The following is a 4647-nucleotide window of genomic DNA, read 5'->3' on the forward strand; positions in this document are numbered from 1 at the left end:
AGCTCCTGCGGCACCCCTTCGGCACGGACCTCCTCGGCGGTCTTGCCGAAGGCGAGGGCCTGGGTCTGCGCGAAGAAGTTCGCCATCAGCAGGTCATGCTGGCCCGCCAGGTCCCCACTGAGCTCGGCCACCGGGCGGGCGAAACCGATGAAGTCCGCCGGGATCAGCTTGGTGCCCTGATGGATCAACTGGTAGTAGGCATGCTGACCGTTCGTGCCGGGCGTCCCCCAGACCACGGGGCCGGTCTGCCACTGCACCGGCCGGCCGTCGCGCTGCACCGACTTGCCGTTGGACTCCATGTCCAGCTGCTGCAGATACGCCGTGAACCGGGACAGGTAGTGGCTGTAGGGCAGGACCGCGTGCGACTGGGCATCGTGGAAGTTGTTGTACCAGATACCCAACAGGCCCATCAAAAGCGGGGCGTTGGCCTCGGCGGGCGCGGTGCGGAAGTGGTCGTCGACCAGACGGAAACCCTCCAGCATCTCCCGGAACCGGTCCGGGCCGATGGCGATCATCAGGGACAGGCCGACCGCGGAGTCGAACGAGTAACGGCCACCGACCCAGTCCCAGAACTCGAACATGTTCTGCGGGTCGATGCCGAAGTCGGCGACCTTCTGCGCGTTCGTGGACAACGCCACGAAGTGCCGGGCCACCGCCTTCTGCTCACCGCCGAGCCCGTCCAGCAGCCACGTACGGGCCGAGGTGGCGTTGGTGATCGTCTCGATCGTGGTGAACGTCTTGGACGCCACGATGAACAGCGTCTCGGCCGGGTCCAGGTCACGGGTGGCCTCGTGCAGGTCGGCACCGTCCACGTTGGACACGAAACGGACCGTCAGACCGCGGTCGGTGAAGCTGCGCAGCGCCTCGTAGGCCATGGCCGGGCCGAGGTCGGAGCCGCCGATACCGATGTTGACGACGTTCCTGATCCGCTTGCCGGTGTGGCCGGTCCACTCCCCCGAGCGGACCCGGTCGGAGAAGGAGGCCATCTTGTCCAGGACCGCGTGCACCCGCGGCACCACGTTCTCGCCGTCGACCTCGATCACCGCGTCCCGAGGGGCCCGCAACGCGGTGTGCAGCACCGCCCGGTTCTCGGTCACGTTGATCCGCTCCCCGCGGAACATGGCGTCCCGCAGCCCGAACACGTCGGTCGCGACGGCCAGCTCACGCAGCAGCCGCAGCGTCTCCTCGGTGACCAGGTGCTTCGAGTAGTCGATGTACAGGTCGCCGACCCGGAGCGTGTACGCGTCGCCGCGCTGCGGATCGGCGGCGAACAGGTCCCTCAGATGGGTGCCGGCCAACTCCTCCCGGTGCTTGGCCAGAGCGGTCCATTCGGGCAGCTGGTTGAGCCTGGTACGGCTGTCTGCGTTCATGTGCGACTTCAGCCTTCTTTCGTGCCTGTCCCAACTGTTCCAACCTAGTTGATCAGTGCACGCGATGAGCGGTCGCGACGCTGTGCCCACCCGTGGCAACCGGTGGGTTCCGTCCCGCGGCCGGCCGGAGACCCGCACCGCGCCGGCGCACGCCGGTCCCCCGTCCCGCAACCGGTCAGGCCCGGGTCGCGCGAACGGCTCCGGCCGGGCGCCCGCGGGCACCCGGCCGGTGAGAAGTGCTAGATCTCGCCTCGCAGTTTGGCGAGCGCCTCGGCGAGGATCGCCTCGCCGTCCGCGTCGCTGCGCCGCTCCCGCACGTACGCGAGGTGCGTCTTGTACGGCTCGGTGCGCGGCGGGTCCGGCGGGTTGTCCCGGTCCTGGCCGGCCGGGAAGCCGCAGCGCGGGCAGTCCCAGGTGTCGGGGACCTGAGCGTCGCTGGCGAAGCTGGGCTGCGTCTCGTGCCCGTTGGAGCACCAGAAGGAGATGCGCAGACGCGGCGCGGACTCGCCGCGCTCGGCCTCGCCCATCGGCCCCGCCCCGACCCGGCTTCCTCGGATCGCGTTGCCACTTGCCACGGTCGTAACTCCCTGCGTGATGGTGCCGCCAAGCGAGTCGGCCTTCCGCTTCGCCGCGAGCGCCTCAGTCTACGTAAGGCCCAACGCGCGTCCAGTGCCCGGAGTTACAGCCCCCGCACATAGACGCAAGCCCCATGATAGGCCGCGCTCAGGGGCGCGTACCGAACATGGGGCGTTACGTGCGGAATGTACATGCTGTACGTGCTGTTCACGCCAGCTGTGCGCATTCGGCGTCAGCTGTTCGACTTCATCAGAAGCGCGAGCACGATGATGCAGGCGAACCACAGCAGGCCGACCACGATGGTGATCCGGTCCAGGTTGCGCTCGGCGACCGAGGAACCGCCGACGGAGGACTGCATGCCGCCGCCGAACATGTCGGAGAGGCCGCCGCCCTTCCCCTTGTGCATCAGCACCAGCAGCATCATCAGCAGGCTGAAGACGATCAGGGCGATCGAGAACCCCAGAACCACGGCTGGACCAACTTCCTCGGATACGGATGGACGACGGGGGCACAGCACACGGCTGTGCCCCCGCAAGGGTACGACGTATCGCCGCTGCCGCCTACTCGCAGCTCGGCCTACTGATCGCGGAACCGCACGATCTTGACGAACTCGTCGGCGTCCAGCGAGGCTCCGCCCACCAGGGCGCCGTCGATGTCGGCCTGGGCCATGATCTCGGCGACGTTGCCCGACTTCACTGAGCCGCCGTACTGGATGCGGACCCGGTCGGCCAGCTCCTGGGAGTACAGCTCGGCGATCTTGGCGCGGATGGCGGCGCAGACCTCCTGGGCGTCCTCGGCGCCGCAGACCTTGCCGGTGCCGATGGCCCACACGGGCTCGTAGGCGATCACGACGGTCTCGGCCTGCTCGGCGGGCACGTCCTTCAGCCCGGCCTCGACCTGCGCGAGGGTGTGGTCGACGTGGTTGCCCGCCTCGCGGACGTGCAGTTCCTCGCCGACGCACAGGATCGGGGTGAGGCCGTGCCGGTAGGCGGCCTTGACCTTGGCGTTGACGATCTCGTCGGTCTCGTGGTGGTACTGGCGCCGCTCGGAGTGGCCGACGGCCACGAAGGAGCACTTCAGCTTGGCCAGCATCGAACCGGAGATCTCGCCGGTGTAGGCGCCGGAGTCGTGCTGCGAGAGGTCCTGGGCGCCGTACTTGATCTTGAGCTTGTCGCCGTCGACCAGGGTCTGCACGGAGCGCAGGTCGGTGAAGGGCGGCAGGACGGCGACCTCGACGGCCTCGTAGTCCTTGTCGGCCAGGGCGAAGGCGAGCTTCTGGACGTGCGCGATGGCCTCGAGGTGGTTGAGGTTCATCTTCCAGTTGCCCGCCATCAGCGGCATGCGCGTGCTCATTGAGGTCAGTCCTCCAGTGCGGCGAGGCCGGGGAGCGTCTTGCCCTCGAGGTATTCGAGGGAGGCGCCGCCACCGGTCGAGATGTGGCCGAATGCGTTCTCGTCGAAGCCGAGCGTACGCACGGCCGCGGCGGAGTCACCGCCACCGACGACGGTGAAGCCGTGCGAGTCGACGAGGGCCTGGGCGACCGCCTTGGTGCCCTCGGCGTAGTCGGGGTGCTCGAAGACGCCCATGGGACCGTTCCAGAAGACGGTCTCGGCGTCGGCGAGCTTCGAGGCGTACAGCTCCCGGGTCTTCGGGCCGATGTCCAGGCCCTCCTGGTCGGCGGGGATCTTGTCCGCGTCGACCACGCTGTGCCGGGTCGGCGCCTTGGTCTTCAGGTCCGGGAACTCCGGGGAGACCACGACGTCGACGGGGAGAACCAGCTCCACGCCCTGCTTCTCGGCGCGGCGCATGTACTCCGTGACGGTCGGGACCTGGTCCTCCTGCAGGAGGGAGATGCCGACCTCGTAGCCCTTGGCCTTGAGGAAGGTGTAGGCCATGCCGCCGCCGATGAGCAGCCGGTCGGCCTTGCCGAGCAGCTGGTCGATGACGGCGAGCTTGTCGGAGACCTTGGCGCCGCCGAGCACGACGACGTAGGGGCGCTTGACGTCGTCGGTGAGCTTCTTCAGCACGGCGACCTCGGTGGCGATCAGGTAGCCGGCGTAGTGCGGCAGCCTGGCCGGGAGGTCGTAGACGGAGGCGTGCTTGCGGTGGACCGCGCCGAAGCCGTCACCGACGTAGACGTCGGCGAGGGCGGCCAGCCGGTCGGCGAACTCGCCCCGCTCGGTGTCGTCCTTGGCGGTCTCACCGGGGTTGAAGCGCAGGTTCTCGATGACCGCGACCTGGCCGGGCTCGAGGCCGTTCACGGCGTCGTGGGCGGCGGGGCCGACGGTGTCCTGGGCGAAGGCGACCGGGGCGCCGAGCAGTTCACCGAGGCGCTCGGCGGCGGGCAGCAGGGAGAAGGCGGGGTCCGGGGCGCCCTTGGGGCGGCCCAGGTGCGAGGCGACGATCACCTTGGCGCCCGCGTCGGCGAGGGCCTTGACGGTGGGCAGGACGGCACGGATGCGGCCGTCGTCGGTGATCGTCCCGTCGGCCAGCGGCACGTTGAGGTCGGCGCGGACGAAGACCCGCTTGCCGCTCACGCCGTCGGCGAGAAGTTCGTCGATCGTCTTCATGGGGTGGACTCCTGAGGAGAGCTCGTGGTGCACCTGATCGTAAAAGGGCGTGGTCCGCACGTGAGAGCAGGGCCCCGGGGCGGCCGGCCGGGGCGGCCCCGCGCCCCCCGCGCAAACAAAATAAAAAAAAA

General features: G+C 68.9%; 5 protein-coding genes. All 5 read right to left on the reverse strand.

All coding sequences use genetic code 11. The annotated features are described in order from the left end of the window. Window positions 1-1370, reverse strand: a 1370-nt coding sequence (gene pgi / locus ABVB68_RS36530; RefSeq protein ID WP_353605532.1) for a glucose-6-phosphate isomerase, incomplete at its 3' end; no start/stop codon positions are given. A gap of 239 nt (window positions 1371-1609) precedes the next feature. After that, window positions 1610-1945, reverse strand: a complete 336-nt coding sequence (locus ABVB68_RS36535) for an RNA polymerase-binding protein RbpA (protein WP_003957010.1) — start codon at window positions 1943-1945, stop codon at window positions 1610-1612. A 233-nt stretch (window positions 1946-2178) separates the two neighbouring features. Then, complete coding sequence (secG, locus tag ABVB68_RS36540) at window positions 2179-2415, reverse strand: preprotein translocase subunit SecG (protein ID WP_353605533.1); 237 nt, start codon at window positions 2413-2415, stop codon at window positions 2179-2181. A 107-nt stretch (window positions 2416-2522) separates the two neighbouring features. After that, complete coding sequence (tpiA, locus tag ABVB68_RS36545) at window positions 2523-3299, reverse strand: triose-phosphate isomerase (protein ID WP_353605534.1); 777 nt, start codon at window positions 3297-3299, stop codon at window positions 2523-2525. Window positions 3300-3304: 5 nt separating this feature from the next. Further along, window positions 3305-4516: a phosphoglycerate kinase gene (locus tag ABVB68_RS36550; protein ID WP_353605535.1), complete on the reverse strand. Its 1212-nt coding sequence runs from the start codon at window positions 4514-4516 to the stop codon at window positions 3305-3307. Window positions 4517-4647 lie beyond the last annotated feature (131 nt).

Source organism: Streptomyces sp. NPDC096012 (genome assembly GCF_040426375.1).
Taxonomy (GTDB): Bacteria; Actinomycetota; Actinomycetes; order Streptomycetales; family Streptomycetaceae; genus Streptomyces.

Excerpts from the sequence above, each read along its gene's own strand:
- tpiA (WP_353605534.1), bottom strand. The coding sequence starts at position 3,299 with ATGAGCACGCGCATGCCGCTGATGGCGGGCAACTGGAAGATGAACCTC.
- ABVB68_RS36550 (WP_353605535.1), bottom strand. The coding sequence starts at position 4,516 with ATGAAGACGATCGACGAACTTCTCGCCGACGGCGTGAGCGGCAAGCGG.